Annotated in this window: 19 protein-coding genes; 13 read left to right on the plus strand and 6 right to left on the minus strand. The window is 66.9% G+C overall.

What is annotated here, in order from left to right:
- The first annotated feature begins 225 nt into the window (after window positions 1-225).
- Window positions 226-984: a chorismate mutase gene (locus ACW178_RS10040; protein ID WP_054765764.1), complete on the plus strand. Its 759-nt coding sequence runs from the start codon at window positions 226-228 to the stop codon at window positions 982-984.
- An 18-nt stretch (window positions 985-1,002) separates the two neighbouring features.
- Here ACW178_RS10040 and ACW178_RS10045 read toward each other — a convergent pair whose 3' ends face one another.
- The 3 genes from ACW178_RS10045 to ACW178_RS10055 all read right to left on the minus strand — a co-directional run bounded on the left by ACW178_RS10045 (window position 1,003) and on the right by ACW178_RS10055 (window position 5,311).
- Window positions 1,003-1,911 carry an SDR family NAD(P)-dependent oxidoreductase gene (locus ACW178_RS10045; RefSeq protein ID WP_191557816.1) on the minus strand — a complete coding sequence of 303 codons (909 nt, stop codon included), beginning with the start codon at window positions 1,909-1,911 and terminating at the stop codon, window positions 1,003-1,005.
- Between the two features lie 98 nt (window positions 1,912-2,009).
- Window positions 2,010-3,962 (minus strand): acetate--CoA ligase, encoded by a 1,953-nt coding sequence (gene acs, locus ACW178_RS10050; protein WP_492024515.1) that lies wholly within the window; start codon window positions 3,960-3,962, stop codon window positions 2,010-2,012.
- A 2-nt stretch (window positions 3,963-3,964) separates the two neighbouring features.
- Window positions 3,965-5,311 (minus strand): DcaP family trimeric outer membrane transporter, encoded by a 1,347-nt coding sequence (locus ACW178_RS10055; protein ID WP_492024516.1) that lies wholly within the window; start codon window positions 5,309-5,311, stop codon window positions 3,965-3,967.
- Between the two features lie 164 nt (window positions 5,312-5,475).
- Here ACW178_RS10055 and ACW178_RS10060 point away from each other — a divergent pair, with 164 nt between their 5' ends.
- Entirely contained in the window at window positions 5,476-6,090 is a 615-nt protein-coding gene (locus ACW178_RS10060; RefSeq protein WP_182713578.1) for a response regulator transcription factor, read from the plus strand.
- A 7-nt stretch (window positions 6,091-6,097) separates the two neighbouring features.
- Here ACW178_RS10060 and rnhA read toward each other — a convergent pair whose 3' ends face one another.
- On the minus strand, window positions 6,098-6,550 hold the full coding sequence (rnhA, locus tag ACW178_RS10065) for a ribonuclease HI (RefSeq protein ID WP_182713577.1): 453 nt from the start codon (window positions 6,548-6,550) through the stop codon (window positions 6,098-6,100).
- A gap of 109 nt (window positions 6,551-6,659) precedes the next feature.
- Here rnhA and ACW178_RS10070 point away from each other — a divergent pair, with 109 nt between their 5' ends.
- From ACW178_RS10070 to tatC, 3 genes are read left to right on the plus strand one after another with little or no spacing between them, the layout of a single operon-like run.
- Window positions 6,660-6,872 carry a twin-arginine translocase TatA/TatE family subunit gene (locus ACW178_RS10070; protein ID WP_054765770.1) on the plus strand — a complete coding sequence of 71 codons (213 nt, stop codon included), beginning with the start codon at window positions 6,660-6,662 and terminating at the stop codon, window positions 6,870-6,872.
- Window positions 6,873-6,902: 30 nt separating this feature from the next.
- Window positions 6,903-7,520 (plus strand): Sec-independent protein translocase protein TatB, encoded by a 618-nt coding sequence (tatB, locus tag ACW178_RS10075; RefSeq protein ID WP_353781652.1) that lies wholly within the window; start codon window positions 6,903-6,905, stop codon window positions 7,518-7,520.
- On the plus strand, window positions 7,517-8,407 hold the full coding sequence (tatC, locus tag ACW178_RS10080) for a twin-arginine translocase subunit TatC (RefSeq protein WP_492024517.1): 891 nt from the start codon (window positions 7,517-7,519) through the stop codon (window positions 8,405-8,407). Before tatB ends, tatC begins: the two co-directional genes overlap by 4 nt.
- Window positions 8,408-8,530: 123 nt before the next feature.
- Here tatC and glnA read toward each other — a convergent pair whose 3' ends face one another.
- Complete coding sequence (glnA, locus tag ACW178_RS10085) at window positions 8,531-9,937, minus strand: type I glutamate--ammonia ligase (RefSeq protein WP_287104022.1); 1,407 nt, start codon at window positions 9,935-9,937, stop codon at window positions 8,531-8,533.
- Between the two features lie 51 nt (window positions 9,938-9,988).
- Entirely contained in the window at window positions 9,989-10,327 is a 339-nt protein-coding gene (locus tag ACW178_RS10090; RefSeq protein WP_054765773.1) for a P-II family nitrogen regulator, read from the minus strand.
- 114 nt (window positions 10,328-10,441) lie between these two features.
- On the opposite strand from ACW178_RS10090, the gene ACW178_RS10095 reads away from it, so the two are divergent.
- The 8 genes from ACW178_RS10095 to ACW178_RS10130 all read left to right on the plus strand — a co-directional run bounded on the left by ACW178_RS10095 (window position 10,442) and on the right by ACW178_RS10130 (window position 20,574).
- On the plus strand, window positions 10,442-11,260 hold the full coding sequence (locus ACW178_RS10095; protein ID WP_191555709.1) for an NAD(P)H-hydrate dehydratase: 819 nt from the start codon (window positions 10,442-10,444) through the stop codon (window positions 11,258-11,260).
- Window positions 11,261-11,959: 699 nt separating this feature from the next.
- Entirely contained in the window at window positions 11,960-12,043 is an 84-nt protein-coding gene (locus ACW178_RS10100; protein ID WP_082503478.1) for a potassium-transporting ATPase subunit F, read from the plus strand.
- 18 nt (window positions 12,044-12,061) lie between these two features.
- Entirely contained in the window at window positions 12,062-13,771 is a 1,710-nt protein-coding gene (gene kdpA / locus ACW178_RS10105; RefSeq protein ID WP_287104020.1) for a potassium-transporting ATPase subunit KdpA, read from the plus strand.
- Window positions 13,772-13,789: 18 nt separating this feature from the next.
- The gene (kdpB, locus tag ACW178_RS10110; protein WP_492024518.1) at window positions 13,790-15,856 is read left to right on the plus strand and encodes a potassium-transporting ATPase subunit KdpB; all 2,067 of its coding nucleotides are present in this window, start codon (window positions 13,790-13,792) and stop codon (window positions 15,854-15,856) included.
- Between the two features lie 23 nt (window positions 15,857-15,879).
- Complete coding sequence (locus ACW178_RS10115) at window positions 15,880-16,596, plus strand: TorF family putative porin (protein ID WP_287104017.1); 717 nt, start codon at window positions 15,880-15,882, stop codon at window positions 16,594-16,596.
- A 10-nt stretch (window positions 16,597-16,606) separates the two neighbouring features.
- Window positions 16,607-17,185 (plus strand): K(+)-transporting ATPase subunit C, encoded by a 579-nt coding sequence (gene kdpC, locus ACW178_RS10120; protein ID WP_287104016.1) that lies wholly within the window; start codon window positions 16,607-16,609, stop codon window positions 17,183-17,185.
- Window positions 17,186-19,885 (plus strand): DUF4118 domain-containing protein, encoded by a 2,700-nt coding sequence (locus ACW178_RS10125; RefSeq protein ID WP_492024519.1) that lies wholly within the window; start codon window positions 17,186-17,188, stop codon window positions 19,883-19,885. It abuts the gene before it with no gap.
- Window positions 19,885-20,574 (plus strand): response regulator, encoded by a 690-nt coding sequence (locus tag ACW178_RS10130; RefSeq protein WP_191555704.1) that lies wholly within the window; start codon window positions 19,885-19,887, stop codon window positions 20,572-20,574. Before ACW178_RS10125 ends, ACW178_RS10130 begins: the two co-directional genes overlap by 1 nt.
- The last annotated feature ends 124 nt before the right edge of the window (window positions 20,575-20,698 follow it).

Below are 20,698 nucleotides of genomic sequence, written 5' to 3' on the forward strand. Positions count from 1 at the left end.
CCGGACCCGGACCCATGTCCCGCCAGCGCGCCCTTTCTGTTTCCTTCGACCGTTCGCGCGCGGTGTCCGGCCTCTATTTCGGCTACGGCTTTTACGGCTTTCGATACGCCGGCTGAGGCGTCGGGCGCTCTTCGTCCCTGACTGTCTCGCCGGCGACCGCTCTGGACCAGAGCGGCTGTCCGCCCCTGCACATCGAAATCCTGCCTTTGCCGAAAGCCCGAACCCATGTCCTCTTCCAACGTCCAGATGATCCGACCTGAACAGGTTGAACTGACGCCTGAACAACAGGCCCTGGCCGCCCTGCGCGCCGAGATCGACACCATCGACGATCAGATCCTGGCCCTGTTCGAACAACGTCTCGCCGTCGCCGCCACCGTCGGCCGCGCCAAGGACGCGCCCACGGGCCCCCACACCAAGCTTCGCCCCGACCGCGAGCAGACTGTCCTGTCGCGGATGCTGTCCAAGTGCCGCCCCGAAAACGCCGAGGCGGTCGAACACCTCTGGCGCGAGATCGTCGGCTGGGGGCTGGCGCGTCAGGGCCGGCTGCAGGTCCAGGTCTGGGCCCCGATCGAACCGACCCGCGCCTATGACGGCGCCCGCCTGCGCTTCGGCGCCGCCGCCGACATCAAGATGGTGCGCGACCCGCAGAAGGCCCTGGCCTTCGCCGCCGAGGGCCATGGCGTGGCCGTTCTGGCCATCAATACCGAGGACGCCTGGTGGATGGGCCTTCGCCGTGAATGGTCGATGCTGAGCGTGTTCGACGGTTACGGCGGCGAGACGCCGACGTCTCTGGCCGTCGGCAAGATCGATCCGCCGGCCCTGCCGAAGGGCCGCCGCGTGGTCGTCACCGCCGGCGGAGACGCCGGCGACGGCGGCGGCGCTCGTCGCTGGGGCCTGAACACCCACCACGGCTGGACCATCGCCCTGACCGAGGCGGAACTGACGCCGGGCGAGGCGGAAGGCTGCGTCGGCGCGATCGGCTGACCGCGCCGACATGAAGGCTCAGGAGGCGTGCGCCTTCTGGGCCTTGGTCAGCTCGATCATCCCCTGGGCGGCGCCCATCTCCGGCACGATCTCTTTCGCCCGGTCGGAGATGGCGTCGAACTGGGCCGCCACCTGTTCCGGCGCATCCTCGCCCGAGATGTGGACGCCTTCGGTCAGCGTCACATAGGCGCGTTCGAACCCGCCGGCGCCGGCCGCCAGGATACAGCGGCTCGGCGCTTCCCGGCTCAGCAAATACAGCAGACCCGGCGTCACCAGCGCCGGATCCAGGGCCTCCAGGGGCAGGGCGGCGCCCAGGTCTTCCGTCATGCGGGTATGGGCCGTGGGCGCCAGGCAGTTGACGCGGATGTCGTTCTTGGCCCCCTCGATCGACAGGGTCTGCATCAGACCGACCAAGGCCATCTTGGCCGCCCCATAGTTCGACTGGCCGAAATTGCCGTACAGACCCGAGGACGAGGTGGTCATGACGATGCGGCCGTAGTTCTGGCCGCGCATGATCTCCCACACCGCCTTGGTGCAGTTGACCGCCCCCATCAGATGGACGTCCACGACGAAGCGGAAGTCCTCCAGCTCCATCTTGGCGAAGGTCTTGTCGCGCAGGACCCCGGCGTTGTTAACCAGCAGATCGACCCGACACCATTTCGCCATGGCCGCCTCCACCATGGCCTGAACGGCGGCGAAGTCGGTGACTGAGGCGGCATTGGGCATGGCCTCGCCGCCGGCGGCCTCGATCTCGGCCACGACAGCCTCGGCGGCGGTAACGGAACCGCCCGAACCGTCGCGGGCGCCGCCAAGATCATTGACCACCACCTTGGCCCCGCGCGCCGCCAGGGCCAGGGCGTGCTGCCGCCCCAGACCACCGCCCGCGCCTGTCACAATGGCCACCTGTCCGTCGAACCGGATCGTCATCCTATCGTCTCCACCCAAGCACTGGGGCCCTCGGCGCTACAGCCGGCCCCTTGATCCGGTTTTGACGACGCCGGGCGCGGCGCACAAGTCCGGCCTGATCAGCCCGCGCGGTTCTTCACCAGATCCTCGACGACCGACGGATCGGCCAGGGTCGAGGTGTCGCCCAGCGAGCCGATCTCGTTCTCGGCGATCTTGCGCAGGATGCGGCGCATGATCTTGCCGGACCGGGTCTTGGGCAGGCCGGGCGCCCACTGGATCACATCCGGGGCGGCGATGGGGCCGATCTCGCGACGGACGTGGGCGCCCAGGGCCTTGCGCAGATCCTCGGTCGCCTCGACCCCCTTGTTCAGGGTGACATAGGCGTAGATGCCCTGGCCCTTGATGTCGTGGGGATAGCCGACCACGGCCGCCTCGGCCACGTCGTCGTGCAGCACCAGGGCGCTCTCGATCTCGGCCGTGCCCATCCGGTGGCCCGAGACATTGATGACGTCGTCGACCCGGCCGGTGATCCAGTAATAGCCGTCAGCATCCCGGCGGCAGCCGTCGCCGGTGAAATACCGGCCGGGATAGGTCGAGAAATAGGTCTCGAAGAAGCGCTGATGATCGCCGTAGACGGTGCGCATCTGGCCCGGCCAACTGTCGGTGATGCACAGATTGCCCGAGACAGCGCCGACCAGTTCCTGGCCCTCCGCATCGACGATCTGCAACTCCACGCCGGGCAGGGGCAGGGTGGCCGAACCCGGCTTCAGGTCGGTGGCGCCGGGCAGGGGGGTGATCAGATGGCCGCCCGTCTCGGTCTGCCACCAGGTGTCCACGATCGGGCAGCGCCCGTCCCCGACCACCTCGTGATACCAGCGCCAAGCCTCCGGATTGATCGGCTCGCCGACCGTGCCCAGCAGGCGCAGCGATTTGCGCGACGTGGCCTTCACCGGCGCGTCGCCTTCGCGCATCAGGGCGCGCAGGGCCGTGGGGGCGGTGTAGAAGACCTCCACCTTGTGCTTGTCCACCACCTGCCAGAACCGGCTGGCGTCGGGATAGTTGGGCACGCCTTCGAACATCAGGGTGGTCGCGGCGTTCGCCAGCGGACCATAGACCAGATAGGAATGGCCCGTGACCCAGCCCACGTCGGCGGTGCACCAGAAGACCTCGCCCGGGCGATAGTCGAACGTCAGCTCATGGGTCCAGGCGGCCCAGAACAGATAGCCGCCCGTCGTGTGAAGAACGCCTTTCGGCTTTCCGGTGGAACCTGAGGTGTAGAGGATGAACAACGGATCTTCCGCCTTCATCGGCTCGGGCGGACAGTCGGTCGAGGCCTCGGCCGCCTCGACGGCGTAGTCGATGTCGCGGCCTTCGATCATCGGCACGTCGGCGCCGGTGCGGCGGACCACCAGAACCGTATCGACCTTCACCTTTTCCAGGGCCGCATCGACATTGGCCTTCAGCGGCACGATCTTGCCGCCGCGCACGCCCTCGTCGGCCGTGATGACCAGGTTGGAGCCGCAGTCCTCGATCCGACCGCACAGGCTGTCGGGCGAAAAGCCGCCGAAGACCACGGAATGGACCGCCCCGATCCGGGCGCAGGCCAGCATGGCGTAGGCGGCCTCGGGGATCATCGGCAGATAGATGGTGACCCGGTCGCCCTTCTTGGCCCCGTGGGATTTCAGTACATTGGCCATGCGGCAGACCTGCGCGTGCAGCTCGCCGTAGGTGATGTGACGACTGTCCGCCGGGTCGTCGCCCTCCCAGATGATCGCGGTCTCATCCTTGCGGTGGGGCAGGTGGCGGTCGATGCAGTTGGCGGCGACGTTCAGAACGCCGTCCTCGAACCAGCGGATGCGGAAATCCTCCTTCCTGAAGGAGACATCCTTGATCTTGGTCGGCGCCTTGATCCAGTCGAGGCGTTTCGCCTGTTCGGACCAGAAGGCCTCGGGCGTCTCGCGCGCCGCGATCCGCGCCGCCTCATAGGCTCGCCGATCCATATGGGCCTTGGCGGCGAAGTCTGCGGGAACGGGGTAGAGGTCGGAATCGGGCACGCGAGACGTCTCCAGCATCTTTAGAATCCGTATTTGGCGAACAGGATCAATCGGGTCATGTCGCCGCTCGCGCCGGATTCGATTTCGCGGTCGGCGAACATCAGCTCGGCGCCGACATCAAACGCCGTAACCGGCGACCAGATCAAGTTGGCGTGGACGCTTTGGGCCGACCGGTTGACGGCCAGACCGGTCACGCTCGTGTCATTATCGACCGACTGCGCCGACCAGATCAGGCTGGAGCGCCAGCCTGGCGCCCAGACGTGACGATAGGCGGCGAAGCCGGCGACGACGCCGATCGCGTCCAGTTCGCCCGAGGCGTCCAGCACCGCGTCGTTCGAGAAGTTCAGCCCGACGTATCGGCCGATCCCTTCGCCGCCCGTCACCATCAGACGCAGATCGTCCTTGGTGCCGACCTTGATCTTGGTCGAGGCGGACAGGCCCCAGCCGGTGGCGGTGGAATCGATGCTGGTCGACGGGTTCTGGTACTTCAGCTGACGCAGCAGACCGGCGAACTGCAGATCCCCCCAGGGCCGCGCCAGGGCGTAGCGGGCGGTGAAGTCGGGCAGGCTGTTGTCGTCGGCGATGATCCGCGCGCCGCCGCCGAACGGGGTCACGGTCGTCTCGGGGTTTTCCACCGAAACGGAGAAGGGACCGCGCGTGTAACGCACCTGGACCTGCCGCGCGAAGACCGTGCCCTCGGCCGCGCCGATGAAGTCGGCGGATTCGGGCAGGACGGCGGTGTTCTGGAAGTTGGTCCACTCCTGGCCGATCAGCCAGTTGTCGATGGTCACGAAGGCGCGGCGCAGGGCCGGGTTGGCGGGGCTGGTGGTGCGCTGGTCCGCTGTGCCGGGCAGGGTCTGGAAGTCCATCTCCAGCCGCGTGCCGACCTTGTGGCCGCCGACCAGGCCGTCGGTCGTCAGCCAGAACCGGGTCTGCCGGGCGTTGAAGTCGGTCGCCGTATCCTCGTCGGCGCCGCCGATGGGGATGGAGCCGGGGATATGGAACTCACGCAGGGCGTCGCCATTGGCGGGATCGCCGCCGGAATAGCTGGAGGCCGAGGCGTCCACCTTGACGAAGCCGCCGAACTTCACTGTGTGGTCGCCGATCCGGAAACCGTCGCTGGGCGCGGCCGCCTGCTGGACCGGCGCCGGCGGCGCCGGGCGGGCCTCCAGCCGGATGATGTCCTGCTGCTGCGCCGCCTGCTGGGTGCGGGCGGCGACGACTTCGGATTTGAGGGCGTTCAACTCGGCTTCGAGCTGAGCGATTCGGGCTTCGAGGGCGGCCTGGGCGTCTTGCGCCGAGGCGACGTCGGGGGCCAGAAGCAGGGCCGCTGCCGCGCATCCTGCCGCCAGGCTGGATTTGATCATGATGGTTCCTCCCTGGCTCGTCTGTTGCGAGCGTCCGAATGAACCTTTTCCCCAAGGGGCGTATGCGGCCATTAGCCAATGGTCTAGTTTCGACCAAAGTCGAACCGCGTCATGCTGCTGCAGACGCGGCCGCCAAGAACGCTGCGCGAAGGGAAGGACGCCTGATGGATCGAATCGTCATCGCCGACGATCACCCCCTGTTCCGCGCCGCGCTGCGGTCCGCCGTCTCCAAGGCCTCGCCCGAAGCGACGATAGAGGAATGCGCCAGCCTGGCCGAGGCGCGAGCGGCCCTCAGGACGCCGACCGACCTGCTGCTTCTGGATCTCAAACTCTCCGACAGTGAAGGCATGGCGGGCCTGGCCGCCGTTCGGGCCGAACATCCCGTCGTTCCGGTCGCCGTCGTCTCGGCCAGCGAGGAGGCGAGCGTCGTGCGCCGCGCCCTGGCCCTCGGCGCCGCAGGCTTCATCCCAAAATCCGCCGCCCTTCCGCAGATGGTGGAGGCGATCACGGCCGTTCTGGCCGGCGACGCCTGGGCGCCCGAGACGCCGGAGGCGGCCGGAGAGGACGACCTCGCCGCCCGGGTCGCCAGCCTGACGCCGTCGCAGCTGCGCATACTGGAAGGGTTGAAGGCTGGTCGGCTGAACAAGCAGATCGCCTTCGACCTGGGCGTCTCCGAAGCAACCATCAAGGCGCATCTGACCAGCGTGTTTCGAAAGCTGGGCGTTTATAATCGGACCCAGGCGGTGATTCTGGCTCAGCAGATGGACCTGACCCGGTGACCCTGGTTTAGGCCCTTTTCAGCTCCGCCACGCCGCGATTCGCCAACTGGTCCGCGCGCTCATTCAACGCATGGCCGGCGTGGCCCTTGACCCAGCGCCATTTGACCTCGTGCCTCTGGCGCGCCTCATCGAGACGTCGCCAAAGGTCGGCGTTCTTGACCGGCTTCTTGTCGGCGGTCAGCCAGCCGCGCGCCTTCCAGCCGCGCATCCATTCGGTCACGCCCTGCATGACATATTTGCTGTCCGTATGAAGCTCGACCTTGCACGGGCGTTTCAGCGCCTCCAGCGCCATGATGGCGGCCGTCAGCTCCATGCGGTTGTTGGTCGTATTCGCCTCGCCGCCCCAAAGTTCCTTCTCGTGACCGCCCGCAGTCTGGAGCAGGGCGCCCCAGCCGCCGGGGCCCGGATTGCCCTTGCAGGCGCCGTCGGTGTGGATGATGACGTGATCGGAGAGACTCATGGTCGCGCACACCTACAGCCTCCCTTGGCGTCGGGCCATGACTCCGCCTATATGCGGGACGAAGAAGAGTGGATGGGGCCGATCATCGGCCTCTTCGAGGAGATTACCCATGGGCTCCATGAGCATCTGGCACTGGGCCATCGTCATTGTCGTGGTCGCCGTCCTGTTCGGCGGACGCGGCAAGCTGTCCAGCATCATGGGCGACGCCGCCAAGGGCATCCGCGCATTCAAGGACGGCCTGTCGGACGACGGCAAGAAGGACGCGACGCAAGACGGCGTCGGCGCCCTGCCGCGCACCGAGGCGGAGAAGGAAAAGCACTGAAGTCCGCGTCGGGTCTTTGAGGGCTGACGCATGGGCGGGCTCGGCCCCGGTATCGGGGGCTTCGAACTATTGGTAATCGGTCTGGTGGCCCTGCTGGTGGTGGGACCCAAGGATCTGCCTGTGCTCATGCGCCGCGTGGGCCAGATGCTGGCCAAGGCGCGGGCCATGGCCAATGAGTTCCGCACCAGCTTCGACGAGATGGCGCGCCAGTCCGAACTGGACGAGCTGCGCAAGGAGGTCGAGGCGCTGCGGAGCGGGCAGGGGGCCATGTACCCCCTGGGCGCCGAGGCCGATGCGGCCTTCAAGGAGATCAACGCCGGTCTGACGACGCCGCCGTCCGTCGCCTCACTGCCGACACCGGCGGTGGATGAATGGCCCGATGCGTCGCCTGTCTCCCCGCTGGAGCCGGAGCCGGAGGCCAAGTCGAAGCCCAATCCAAGGCCCAGGTCGAAGCGCGGCAATTCGACCGCCGAAACCTCAGCAACGCCCGCGAAAACGAAGAAGACCGCCAGGGCGGGCGGGGCGGTCGCGGCGAAGACCCGCGCCTCGGCCAAGGGCGCCGCCAAGACCCAGATCTCGGACGCCCAGGCGCCGGCCCAGTCGTCCGCCAAGACCAAGACCCCGCGCAAGAAGGCCGTCGAGCTTTGACTATCTCCGACCGCGACGAGGCCGAGATCGAGGCGTCGCGCGCGCCCCTGATGGACCATCTGATAGAGCTGCGCAGCCGGCTGCTGGTCTGCGTGGTCGCCTTCGCCCTGGGCTTCATCCTGTGTTTCGCCTTCGCCAATCAGATCCAGATCGCCCTGATCAAACCCTATCAGGCGGCGGCGGCCATTCATGCGGCGACGGCGGCCTCTGGCGGCCACGCCAATCCGCTGGAGCTGATCGCGATCATGACCGGCTTCAAACCCTATCCGCCCGGTTCGGCCGCCGTGGTGCAACTGATCGCCACTGCCCCACTGGAACAGTTGTTCACCAAGATGAAGATCGCCGCCTTCGGCGCGGCCGTCCTGACCTTCCCGGTCATGGCCTGGCAGGTTTACCACTTCGTCGCACCCGGCCTGTACCGCAATGAGCGGGGCGCCTTTCTGCCCTTCCTGATCGCCGCCCCGGTGATGTTCTGCCTGGGGGGAGCCCTAGTCTATTACGTCATGCTGCCCTTCGTCATGCTGTTCTCCCTGGGGCAGCAGGTGGTCAGCGACGGCATATCGGTGGCCCAGACGACCAAGATCTCGGACTATCTGAACCTGGTCACCTCGCTGCTGCTGGCCTTCGGTCTGTGCTTCCAACTGCCCGTCGTGACGACCCTTTTAGGCCTGGCTGGCTTGATCAATTCCAAGATGATGGCCTCTGGCCGCCGCTACGCCATCGTCGCCGTGGTGGTGGTCGCCGCTGTGGTCACGCCGCCCGACCCCATCAGCCAGCTGATGCTGGCCGTGCCCTTGGTCATCCTCTACGAAGTCTCGATCTGGTGCGTGCGGCTGATCGAACTGCGCCGCAAGAAGGCGGACGATCTGGAAGCCGAAGCGGCCTGAGGCCGGTCCAGCCACTCCCTGCTCACCCCTTGAAAACGGCCGCCGCCTCGCTTGGCGCGCTGGAGGACAAAAAGGGCGCCGGCGGTTCGCGCCGGCGCCCTTTGTTCGCCTCTGATATGTCGATCAGCAGCTGTAGTACATGTCAAACTCAACCGGGTGCGGGTGCAGTTGCAAGCGCATCACCTCTTCCATCTTCAGCTCGATGTAGCTGTCGATGAAGTCGTCATCCATGACGCCGCCCTTCTTGAGGAAGGCGCGGTCCTTGTCGAGGTTCTCGAGCGCTTCCTTCAGCGAGCCGCAGACCTCGGGGATCGAGCCGCGCTCTTCCGGCGGCAGGTCGTAGAGGTTCTTGTCGGCGGGCGCGCCCGGATCGATGCGGTTTTCGATGCCGTCCAGGCCCGCCATCAGCAGGGCGACGAAGGTCAGATAGGGGTTGCCCATCGGGTCGGGGAAGCGGGCTTCCAGACGCTTGGCCTTCGGCGAGGAGACGTGCGGAATGCGGATCGAGGCCGAGCGGTTGCGGGCCGAATAGGCCAGTTTCACCGGGGCTTCGTAACCGGGGACCAGACGCTTGTAGGAGTTGGTGGTCGAGTTGGCGAAGGCGTTGATGGCCTTGGCGTGCTTGATGATGCCGCCGATGTACCACAGGCATTCCTGCGACAGGCCGGCGTATTTGTCGCCGGCGAACAGGGGCTTGCCGTCGCGCCAGATCGACTGGTGCACGTGCATTCCCGAGCCGTTGTCGGCGAACATGGGCTTGGCCATGAAGGTCGCGGTCTTGCCGTAGGCGGCCGCGACGTTGTGGATGACGTACTTATACAGCTGCAGCCGGTCGGCCATGGTCAGCAGGTCCGAGAACTTCAGGCCCAGTTCGTGCTGGGCCGGCGCCACCTCGTGGTGGTGCTTCTCGGGCTGGAGGCCCAGGTCACGCATCACGCCCAGCATTTCGCCGCGCAGATCCTGACCCGAATCGACCGGGTTGACCGGGAAATAGCCGCCCTTGGGCCCAGGGCGGTGGCCCATGTTGCCCTCGGTGTATTCGGCGCCGGTGTTGGCGGGCAGCTCGGTCGAATCGTAGCTGTAGCCGGTGTTGTGAGGCTGGGTGTTCCAGCGCACGTCGTCGAAGATGAAGAACTCGGCTTCCGGGCCGAAATAGACCTGATCGCCCACGCCCGAAGACTGGACATAGGCCAAGGCCTTCTTGGCCATCGAACGGCTGTCGCGGTTGTAGGGCTCGCCGGTGTCCGGGTTCAGCACGTCGCAGAACAGGAACATGGTCGTCTGCTGATAGAAGGGGTCGATATAGGCCGTGGTCAGGTCCGGCTTCAGCAGCATGTCCGACTCATTGATCGCCTTCCAGCCGGCGATGGACGAGCCGTCGAACATGGTGCCTTCGTTCAGAAAGTCCTCATCGACTAGGTCGACGTCGAAGGTCACATGTTGCAGCTTGCCGCGGGTGTCGGTGAAGCGAACGTCGACGTATTTGACGTCCTTTTCCTTGATCTCTTTGAGGATCTTGCTGGCGCTCATTCTCGGAAGTCCTGTTTCTTGGTCGTTGGGGAGGAAGAGGGGCAGGTGAAGTCAGACCGCCTGAGCCCCGGTTTCGCCGGTGCGGATGCGGATCACGTCGGCGACGTCGGAGACGAAGATCTTGCCGTCGCCGATCTTGCCGGTGCGGGCCGAGGTCTGAATGGCCTCGACGACCGCAGGCGCCAGGTCGTCGGCGACGACGACCTCGATCTTGATCTTGGGCAGGAAGTCGATGACGTATTCAGCGCCGCGGTACAGTTCGGAATGGCCCTTCTGGCGGCCGTATCCCTTGGCCTCCAGCACGGTCATGCCTTGCACCCCGACGTCCTGGAGCGCCTCTTTGACGTCATCCAGCTTGAAGGGCTTGATGATGGCTTCGATTTTCTTCATGGCGACCCCTGAACGGCGTGCGAAATGCAGCGGCGTTCGGGCGGGAATGGGACACATCAAAGCCATCGAAGGCAAGCAGTTTTCGCAGAAAAGTCACGGATATTCGGAGTTCGGATGATTGAAACCAACGACCCGGCGATCTGGCGCAATTTTCTTCCGTGGCCTGGGCCGGAAACGCATAAGCATGCGCGGGGACGCTTGGGGGTGGTGTCCGGTCGGGCGCATCAGACGGGGGCGGCCCGTTTGGCGGCGCGCGCCGGTCTGAGGATCGGCGCCGGGGTGGTGCGGATCCTTTGCCCGCCCGACGCGGTCGCGACGATCGCCTCAACGGTCACGGCCGTCATGCTGACCCCCTTCACCTCGCCCGAGGCCCTGGGGCGGGAGGTCGAGGAGATGGACGCCGTCGTCGCCGGCCCCGCCGCCGGGCTTGACGAGGGTACGGTGGCCAACATCCAGGCCCTGGCGCTGAGCGGCGCGGCCTTGGTGGTCGATGCGGACGGGCTGTCGGTGTTCAAGGGTCGCAGCGCCGAACTGTTCGCCGTTCTGGACCGTGACGACGTGCTGACGCCCCATGAGGGCGAATTCGAAAGGCTGTTTCCCGGTCTGTTGAAACAGGGCAGGGCGGCCGCCGCCGTCGAGGCCGCCCGCCGCGCCCAGGCTGTCGTCGTGCTGAAGGGCGCCCAGACCCTGATCGCGGCGCCGGACGGCCGGGTGCGCCTCAATCCTAACGGCTCGCCGTGGCTGGCGACGGCTGGAACCGGCGACGTCCTGGCCGGCATGATCGGCGGCCTGATCGCCCAGCGTATGGACAGTTTCGACGCCGCAAGCGCCGCCGTCTGGCTGCATTCCGACGCCGCCGCGCGGTTTGGTCCGGGTCTGATCTCCGAAGACCTGTGCGACGTGCTGCCGCAAAGCCTGAAGGCGTTGCGGTGAAGCCGTATCAAGCGCCGCAGCAGCCTTCCTTCAGTGACGAGGGATTCGCGTTAGACCGAACGCGCCTAATCCCTGCCCATGAGGCGCTCGAGTTCGCAAAAGATGAGTTCCATCGCCGAGCGGAGCGTGGCTTTTCCGTCATCATCGGGCTGAGCCGCCCTTACGCATGTCCTTGCGCATGCCTCGCAAGGCCCACGAAGCCGTCAAGACGTTGGCGCGTAACCGAGCGCAGCGCGCAGCGGACTTGTACGTGAAGGCGCTGATGCAGCATCTCGAGGATGGGTCCGGTACGGGAGGCTTGTGAACTCAGTCTCAGCGTTACGGAACAGGAGTCTCAGGGTTACGGCGCCAATCCAGCGGAAATGCTGGAATCTCAGGATTAGCGCACTCAAAGCAACTGTCAGCGTTCCTGAATCTAAGACTCCAACTCGCTGAATTCCATAAAACTGCAGTTCTTGATCCATTGGAATCCAGGCGATTGGATGTTGCGGCGGCCCCGCCCCGCTAAACGCGGGTTTTTATGAATCCTTTAGGCGCAGACCCGGGAGTCACATCGCGCCATTATGCGTCTTGATGGTCCTGTCCCGCTCGAACTTTGAGCGAGGAGGCCGACATGGCCGATGTGATCTTTCTGGCGATCGGGGCAGGGGCGTTCGCCGTCTTCGCCCTGCTGGCCACAGCGTTGAAACGGGTGTGACGATGATCGCCATGCTCTGGGGGGCGGGGGCGCTGGTCGTCGCCGTTTACATGGTCGCGGCGCTGCTGCGGCCCGAGCGGTTCTGAGGAACCGGGACGGATTTCATGAACATTCAAGGATGGGGCGAGATCGCCCTGACCCTTGGGCTGGCCGTCATGCTCGGCTGGCCCATCGGCATTTATATGTCGCGCGTCTGGAACGGCGAGCGGACCTGGCTGGACCCGATGCTGAAGCCGGTCGAGGCCGTCTTTTACGGCGCGGCGGGCGTCGATCCGAAACGCAGCCAAGGCTGGCTGGCATATGCCGGCGCCCTGCTGGCCTTCAACCTGGCGGGCTTTGTGCTGCTGTATGCGATCCTGCGTCTGCAGGGCTTGCTGCCGCTGAACCCGCAGGGGTTTGCGGGCGTGTCGCCGCACCTGGCCTTCAACACCGCCGTCAGCTTTGTCACCAACACCAACTGGCAGAGCTATGGCGGCGAGTCGACGCTGTCGACGTTCAGCCAGATGGTCGGGCTGACGGTACAGAACTTCGTGTCGGCTGCGACCGGGGCGACCATAGCGGCGGCCCTGGCGCGGGCCTTCGTCGGCCATCGCGGCGAGGGCGTCGGCAACTTCTGGGCCGACCTGACGCGGACCACCCTCTATGTCCTGCTGCCCGCCGCCTTCGTGCTGGCGGTCGTTCTGGCCGGGCTGGGCGTTGTGCAGAGCCTGGCGGCGAACGTTCAGGCGACAGGCGTCGAGGGCGGGTCCCAGAGCCTGCCGCTGTTCCCGGCGGCCAGCCAGGTGGCGATCAAACAGTTGGGCATCAACGGCGGCGGCGTCTTCAACGTCAACGGCGCCCATCCCTTCGAGAACCCCAACGCCATCACCAATCTTCTCAGCGCCGTGGCGATCAACGTCATGGGTTGGGCGGCCTTCTTCGCCTTCGGCCGCACGGCTCTGGCGGGACGCGACGTCCGCGCTCTTGCGGCGGCGGCGCTGATCCTGCTGAGCGTCGCCAGCGCGGCCATGTATGTGATTGAGACCCAGCCGGCCCCGGCCCTGGTCGCGGCCCAGGTGGACGCCTCGGTCAATATGGAGGGCAAGGAGGTCCGCTTCGGCGCGCCCGCCTCGACCGTCTGGTCCGTGGTCACGACCGGCGCCTCGAACGGCTCGGTCAATTCGATGCACGCCAGCTATATGCCGCTGGGCGGGGCCTTGCAGATGTTCCTGATGCAGCTGGGCGAGATCCTGCCCGGCGGGATCGGGTCGGGCATCGCCATCATGGTGGTCATGGCCCTGCTGTCGGTCTTCGTCGCCGGCCTGATGGTCGGACGGACGCCCGAATATCTGGGCAAGAAGATCGAGGCGCGCGAGATCCAGTTCGCCATGATCGCGGTGCTGGTTCTGCCGCTGGCCATCCTGGGCTTCGCGGCGGTCAGTGCAGTGTTCCCCAATGCCTTGGCGGGGCTGCTGAACGACGGCCCGCATGGCCTTTCGGAGATCCTCTACGCCTACACCTCGGCGGCGGCGAACAACGGCTCTGCCTTTGCGGGTCTGACCGCCAACGCCCCCTGGTGGAACACGACCCTGGGTCTGGGGATGCTGTTCGGTCGGTTTGTTCCGGCCGTCGCCGTTCTGGCCATCGCCGGCAGTTTGGTCGTCAAGCCCAAGCTGGCGCCCAGCGCCGGCGCACTGCCCACCGACAACGGCCTGTTCATCGGCCTGCTGATCGGCGTGATCCTCATCCTCGGCGGCCTGCAGTTCCTACCCGCCCTCGCCCTGGGACCGATCGTCGAGCACTTCCAGGTGCTCGCGGCGGTCGCCGGCGCCTGATCCTTCGGACATCCTGACATGACACAAATCACACTCGATCCCCGCGAGGGCGGCGGTGCGTCGCCCCTCGCGGGCGGTCTCTCCGGGGCGATGATCGGGCGCGCAGTCGGCGACGCCTTCGTCAAGCTGAACCCGGTCAAACTGGTCAAGAACCCGGTTATCTTCACCACCTGGATCGTGGCGCTTCTGTCCACGATCTCGGCGGCGGCGGCCATGGCCGGCGGTCAATCGGCGGGCTTTGCGGTGCAACTGGCGCTGTGGCTGTGGGCCACGGTCCTGTTCGCCAATGTCGCCGAAAGCGTCGCCGAAGGGCGGGGCAAGGCGGCGGCCGATAGTCTGCGCGCCACCCGCGTCACAACCAAGGCCAAGCTGATCGTCGATCCCGAGACCGGCATGGTGATCTCGACCAATGCGTCGGATCTTGAGATCGGATCCGTCATCCTGGTCGAGGCCGGCGATGTCATCGCCTCGGACGGCGAGATCATCGAGGGCGTGGCCTCGGTCAACGAGGCCGCCATCACCGGCGAGAGCGCCCCGGTGATCCGCGAAAGCGGCGGCGACCGTTCGGCCGTGACCGGCGGCACGACCGTCGTCTCGGACTGGATCAAGGTGCGCATCACCGCCAAGCCCGGCTCGACCTTCCTCGATCGCATGATCGCCATGGTCGAGGGCGTGGACCGCCGGAAGACGCCGAACGAACTGGCTCTGGCCGTGCTGCTGGCCGGCCTGACCCTGATCTTCCTGATCGCGGTCGTGACCCTGGTGGGCCTGGGCGCCTATTCCGGCGTCGATCTGGATCCGATGGTGCTGGGCGCCCTGTTCATCACCCTGATCCCCACCACGATCGGGGGTCTGCTGTCCGCCGTCGGCATCGCCGGCATGGACCGGTTGCTGAAGGTGAACGTGCTGGCCACCTCGGGCCGTGCGGTGGAAGCGGCAGGCGACGTCGACACCCTGCTGCTCGACAAGACCGGCACCATCACCTTCGGCAACCGCATGGCGACCGAGGTCATCCCGGTTCCGGGCGTGCGCCGTGAGGCCGCTTTGGCCGCCGCCGTCATGGCGTCGCTCGCCGACGAGACGCCCGAAGGCCGGTCCATCGTCGAGCTGGGCCGCAACGCAGGCGTCTCGGTCGAACAACCTGTCGGCGCCGTCGCCATCCCCTTCACCGCCGTCACCCGCCAGTCGGGCCTGGACGTCGGCAAGGACAGCTGGAGGAAGGGCGCGGTCGATGCGGTGTTGAAGGATCTGAACCTGTCCGACGGCGCGGCTCCCGCCGAGTTCCGTCAGGCGGTGGACCGGATCGCCCGTTCGGGCGGCACGCCCCTGGCCGTCACTCAGAGTGGCGTCCTGGTCGGCGTCATCCACCTGAAGGACGTGGTCAAGCCGGGCGTGAAGGCGCGCTTCGCCGACCTGCGTCGCATGGGCCTGCGGACCGTCATGATCACCGGCGACAATCCGGTGACGGCGGCGGCCATCGCGTCGGAGGCCGGGGTGGACGACTACCTCGCCGAGGCCACGCCCGAGGACAAGATGCGCCTGATCAAGGCGGAACAGGCCAAGGGCCGTCTGGTCGCCATGTGCGGCGACGGCGCCAATGACGCGCCCGCCCTGGCTCAGGCCGACGTCGGCGTGGCCATGCAGACCGGCGCCCAAGCCGCGCGCGAGGCCGGCAATATGGTCGATCTGGACTCGGACCCGACCAAGGTCATCGAGATCGTCGAGGTCGGCAAACAACTCTTGATCACGCGCGGCGCCCTGACCACCTTCTCGGTCGCCAACGACGTGGCCAAGTATTTCGCCATCATCCCGGCGATGTTCGTGGTCTCGCTGCCAGCCCTGGGCGCGCTGAATGTGATGCGTCTGCACAGCCCCGAGAGCGCCATCCTGTCGGCGGTGATCTTCAACGCCCTGGTCATCGTCGCCCTGATCCCGCTGGCGCTGAAGGGCGTCAAATATCGGGCCATCGGCGCCGGCGCCCTGCTGGGTCGCAACCTGCTGATCTACGGCGTGGGCGGTCTGATCGCGCCGTTCGTCGGCATCAAGCTGATCGATCTCGTCATTTCCACGCTCGGCTTGGCCTGATGCGTGTGTCCAAGGAAATCCCCATGCGTAAACGTCTCATCAAAGCTTCCGGCCGCAACGACGCCTGGTTCGCCGCCGCCTGCATCCTGGGCATCGCCGGCCTCGGTCTGTGCAGCGAGGCCAAGGCCCAGGATGTCTCGGCAAACGTCGCCCTGACCTCCGACTATGTCTTCCGCGGCGTCAGCCAGACCCAGGAAGATCCAGCCATCTCGGCGGGCGTCGATCTGACCAAGAACGGCTTCTACGTCGGCGGCTGGGCCTCCAACGTCGATTTCGGCGATAATACGGACGCCGAGGTCGATCTCTACGCCGGCTATCGGCCCGAGGTGGCGGGCTATGCCCTGGATTTCGGCGTCATCGGCTATCTGTACGCCGGACAGCCGGACGGCGCGGACTATGACTATGTCGAGCTGAAAGCCGCAGCCTCGCGCGCCGTCGGTCCCGCGACCCTGGGCGCGGCGGTCTATTATTCGCCCGACTTCTTCGGCGCGTCGGAAGACGAAGCGACCTATGCCGAAATCAACGGCGCCGTCAGCCCGGCCGACAAATGGACCATCTCGGGCGCCGTCGGGCGTCAGTGGGTGTCTTCGGACCTAGACTACACCACCTGGAACCTGGGCGCGGCCTATCAGCTGACCGACACCCTGGCGGTCGACCTGCGCTATCACGACACCGATCAACACGACTTCGGCGACATCTACGGCGCGCGCGCCGTGGCGACGCTGAAGGCCAGCTTCTGAGGCGACGATCATGGTCAATTCGTTCCGTCCGGCCATCGTGATGATGGCCTTGTTCACCCTCCTGCTGGGGCTGGCCTATCCGCTGGCGGTGACGGGGATCGCCCAGGCCGCCTTCCCCGGGCAGGCCAACGGCAGCCTGGTGCGAGACGCCGGCGGTCGGGTCGTCGGCTCGGCCCTGATCGGCCAGCCGTTCGCGGGCGCGACCTATCTGCATCCGCGCCCATCGGCGGCGGGTGACGGCTATGACGCCGCCGCCTCGTCGGGCTCCAACATGGGGCCGTTGAACCCGGACCTGATCGCCCGCGTCACCGAAAGCGCCAAGGCCATCCGCGCCGAAGACGGGCCTGGCCTCATACCCGCCGATGCGGTGACGACCTCGGGTTCTGGCCTCGACCCGGACGTTTCCCCGGCCTACGCTCGGCTTCAGGCCGCGCGGATCGCCCGCGCCAGAGGCGTGTCCGTGCAGCAGGTCCAGAGTGTCATCGACAGCCAGACCCAGGGGGCCTTCCTCGGCTTTATCGGCCAGCCGCGCGTCAATGTTCTGCTGACCAACAGGGCGCTGGACGCCCGCTTCGGCGCGGAGGGCTGATTGCCCGAGACGGCGCCCGAAACGCCCGAGACTTCAGCCGTTCCGCGCCGCAAGCGCGGACGGCTGAAGGTGTTTCTGGGCATGTCGCCCGGCGTGGGCAAGACCTATGAAATGCTGCGCGCCGCCCGTCGCCGAAAGGCCGAGGGGCTGGATGTCGTCGTGGGTCTGGTCGAGACCCACGGCCGCAAGGAGACTATGAGTCTGCTGCGTGGGCTGGAGGTCCTGCCGCGCGCGCCGATCGACCATCGCGGGCGGTCGCTGATGGAGTTCGATCTCGACGCCGCCCTGGCGCGCCGCCCCGGTCTGCTGCTGGTCGATGAGTACGCCCATTCCAATGCGCCCGGTTCGCGCCATCCGAAGCGCTGGCAGGACGTGGAGGAACTGCGCGACGCCGGCATCGACATCTGGACGACGCTGAACATCCAGCATCTGGAAAGCCTCTCCGACGTTATCCTGCGCATCACCGGCGTGCGGCAGCGCGAAACGGTGCCCGACAGCCTCCTGACCGAAGCCGACGACATCGAGGTGGTGGACATCACGCCCGAGGACCTCCGCGCTCGCCTGGCCGAGGGCAAGGTCTATGTGCCCGAGACGGCGCAGGTGGCGTCCGAGAACTTCTTCAAGCTGGAGAACCTGACGGCCCTGCGTGAACTGGCCCTACGCCGCGCGGCCCAGACGGTGGACGATCAGCTGTTGTCCCATCTGCGGGTCCGCGGCGTGTCCGGGCCCTGGGCGGCGAGCGAGCGAATCCTGGTCCTCGTCGGCGGCGACGCCATGAGCGCGTCTCTGGTGCGGACGGGGCGGCGAATGTCGGATATGATGATGGACGCCCCTTGGTCGGTGGCCCATGTGGAACGGCCGTCGGACTCGCGCTCGGACGCCCGCTCGATGGCGCGCCTGTCCGAGGCCTTTAAACTGGCCGAGCAATTGGGGGCGCGGCCGGTGACGCTGAGCGGCGACGACGTGGTGCGCGCCGTTCTGGATCACGCCCATCGCAACAACGTCACCCAGATCGTCATCGGCAAGACGCGAGGCGGGCGGTTCGCCGAATGGACCGGCCGGGCCCTGGCGACCGAACTGCTGCGCAAGGCCCAGGGCGTCGCGGTTCATGTGGTGACCGAAGGCGATCTGGCGGCGCCCGAACCGGCGACGCGGGCGGGACCGCGCGGCGGCGTGGATTGGCGCGCCTATGGCGGGAGCGCCGGGTTGATCGGGGCGGCGACCGGTATCGCCCTGCTGCTGGACACGCGGTTCGAGCGGGTCGATCTGGGCGTCATCTATCTGGCGGCGGTCGTGGCGGCTGCGGTGTTGAACGGCCTGCGTCCGGCCCTGGCGGCGGCGACCCTGGCCTTTCTGACCTACAACTTCCTGTTCCTTCAGCCGCGCTACAGTTTCCTGATCGGCTCGCCGACCGACTTTCTCACTCTGGTGCTGTTCTGGGCCGTCGCACTGGGCGCCGGGGCCCTGGCGGGGCGGGTGCGCGAACAGGCCCGCGCCGCCCAGAGGCGCGCCGCCGCCGTCTCGGCCTTGCTGGCCGCCAGCCAGACCCTGTCTGCCGCCCAGGATCGCGCCGGCACGGCTCTAAGCCTGGCCGAACAGGCGTCGGCCGCTGCGGGTGCGGGAGCCGTGGTCTTGCTGCCGGACGGAGACGACATCGTCCCGGCGGCCGCCAGTCCGGAAGGCGCGACCCTGGGCGCCGACGCCATGGCGGCCGCCCGCTGGGCCTGGATGCATGGCGAGGTCGCCGGACACGGCACCGGCACCCTGCCGCAGAGCCGATGGCGGTTCCAACCCCTGCAGGGGGTTCGGGGACGGGCAGGGGTGGCGGGCATCGACGCCTCGGCCGTGACGGCCGGTTCGGACGAGGAGCGGCTGGCCCTGGCCCTGCTCGATCAGGGCGCCGTGGCGCTGGAGCGCGCCGACCTGGCGGGACAGGCGCTGGAGACCGAGACCCTGCGGCGAACCGACCGGTTCCGCGCCGCCCTGATGAACTCCGTCAGCCACGACCTGCGCACGCCTCTGTCCACCGTCCTGGGCTCGGCGACGACCCTGATCGACTATGGCGCGACCCTGAAGCCCGAGGTCCGCGACGACCTGCTGCTGAGCATCCGCGAGGAGGCCGAGCGCCTGTCGCGCTATGTCGGCGACCTCTTGGACATGACCCGTCTGGAGGGCGGCGGCCTGAACGTCCGCACCGACTGGACCGATGTGCGCGACATCCTGAACGCCGCCGCCGACCGGGTGTCGCGCCGCCTGGGCCAGCGCAAGGTCACACGAGACTTTCCCGCCCAGCTCAGCATGGTCGAGGCCGATCCGGGCCTCTTGGAACAGGCGGTGGTCAACATTCTGGAAAACGCCATCGCCTACAGCCCGGACGGCACGACCATCGAACTGGCGGCCTTCGAGGACCGCAGTGCTGTGGTTATCTCCATAGAGGACGAGGGGAGGGGCATTCCCTCCCCCGAGCTGGAACGGGTGTTCGACAAGTTCCGACGCATGGAGGAGTCCAGCGACCGGGCCTCGGATCGGGTCCAGGGCGCCGGCCTGGGATTGGCCATCGCCAAGGGTTTTGTCGAGGCCTTGCGGGGCCGGATCGCCGCCGCCAGCCCGATCCAGGACGACCCAGACGGAGAGAAACGCGGAACCCGCATCCTGATCAGCCTGCCCAAGTCCATCCCCACCCATCCGGATCTGCTGTGATGCCCGCCGTCCGTCCCCAGGTGCTCGTCATCGACGACGAGCCCCAGATTCACCGCTTCCTGTCCCCGGCCCTTGACGCCGCCGGCTATGAGCCCAAGCGCGCCGACAGCGGGCAGGAAGGGCTGCGCGCCATCGCCCTGTGGAGTCCCGACGCCGTGGTCCTGGATCTCGGCCTGCCCGACATGGACGGCAAGGACGTGCTGACCCGGGCGCGTGAGTTCTACAAGGGCCCCATCATCATTCTGTCGGCGCGCGACCGGGAGGCGGAGAAAATCGCCGCCCTGGACCTGGGCGCCAATGACTATGTGGAAAAGCCGTTCGGCGTCGGAGAACTGCTGGCCCGAATTCGAGCGGGGCTGCGCCAGGTCGCGTTGACGCCGATCTCGGGCGGGGTGGTCGCGGCGGGGGCGGTCATGATCGACCTGGACCGCCGTATCGTCGCCCGGGCCGGCGAGCGGGTAAGGCTGCGTCCCAAGGAATACGAAGTCTTGGCCCATCTGGCGCGTAACGCCGGCAAGGTTCTGGGCCATATTGATCTGCTGACGACCGTCTGGGGCGCCAGCCACGCCCACGACGTCCAATATCTGCGCGTCGTCGTCGGTCAGCTCAGGCTCAAGCTTGAAACCGATCCGGCTCAGCCGACCTTGCTCGTGACGGAACCCGGCGTTGGATATCGCTTGGTTGTGTGAGCGGATCGGCCCATCGACCGTACGATATTTTTCCGATAATATATCTTAGGCGATAAAATGAGACTTCGACCAAAGTCGCCCTGACGCTCGGCTCGCGCCGGCGCCACTCTCCCGGCAATCAGCG

It is taken from the genome of Brevundimonas sp. AVps4 (assembly GCF_058681525.1).